Genomic DNA, 987 nt, shown 5'->3' with positions numbered 1-987 from the left:
CTCAAGATGAAAATGAGTTACTAATGAAGAAACATACCAAGAGAGACAAAAAGGGAAATGAATCTTTTAACAGAATGGAATATATTGCAGAACTTACAGCAAATGCAGTAATTTCCCCAGATTTAACTAATGCAGAACTTCAAAAGCATTATGGAGTTTTAGGTGCTAGTAGCCTACTTAAAAAAATGTTGCTAGTTGGAGAGTATGTAGCGCTTACAGAAGAAGTACAAAAACTATCTGGCTTAGATAAAGATATTAATGACGAGGTAGAAGAAGCAAAAAACTAATAGTGCAGGGTGACGCAGAAAGCAATTTGGCACACTTTGCACTTCAAAAATTACATATAAGACCTGGCGTATTATTAGGCATATGTTCGGCAAATGATCCCATGGGGTACAAAGAAAGAGCTTTCACATATGCTAGCATTATAGTTAGAGCAGAAAAAGAAGAACAAGAAGCTAGAAAGTTAAAGAAATAGACTTTTCATATTGCTATAATATTCCTTTAATAGATATAATAGATAAAAAGGGGGATGGAGATATGAAAAAATATATTTTAACCTTATTGTTAATTATAGTTTTACTTATAATGGGGTGCAGCAGTTCAGCAAATATCGAACCATATGAAGTGCTTGTTGATGTTAATCAGTTCTCTAGGATATCTTCGGAGGAACTAATCGAAAAAATGGGTGAACCTAATCGAAAAGAAGATTGGAATAACTCAACAGACAGAGGGAATTTTCTAATTACAATTTATTATTATGATGATTATGAGTTTTTTATAGCAGATGATTCAGTAGTTAGAATGAATATTCTTTCTGAGCAATATAACGATATTAATGGTGATGGTATTAAATTTTATTCGGAAGAGAGCATTTTTCAAATGCTTAATATTCCAATAGATTATAATAAAATAAAAAAAATTGCCGACACTGGGTATGCTTTAAGATATAGTCCAGTATCGGATAAGGTAGCAGAAGTTTGGTGT

Annotated in this window: 2 protein-coding genes; both read left to right on the top strand. The window is 32.0% G+C overall.

Annotated elements, in window-relative coordinates; genetic code table 11:
• Positions 1 to 287 (top strand): phage portal protein (locus tag RCF13_RS13580; RefSeq protein ID WP_308141248.1); only part of this gene is annotated, 287 nt, incomplete at its 5' end.
• 253 nt (positions 288 to 540) lie between these two features.
• The coding region (locus RCF13_RS13575; protein WP_308141247.1) for a hypothetical protein at positions 541 to 987 on the top strand (447 nt) is incomplete at its 3' end.

This window comes from Stenotrophomonas maltophilia group sp. RNC7 (assembly GCF_030910085.1).
GTDB classification, from domain to species: Bacteria; Pseudomonadota; Gammaproteobacteria; order Xanthomonadales; family Xanthomonadaceae; genus Stenotrophomonas; species Stenotrophomonas sepilia.
The sequence above is the reverse complement of the archived record's forward strand: the minus strand, read 5'-3'. Positions and strand labels throughout refer to the sequence as shown.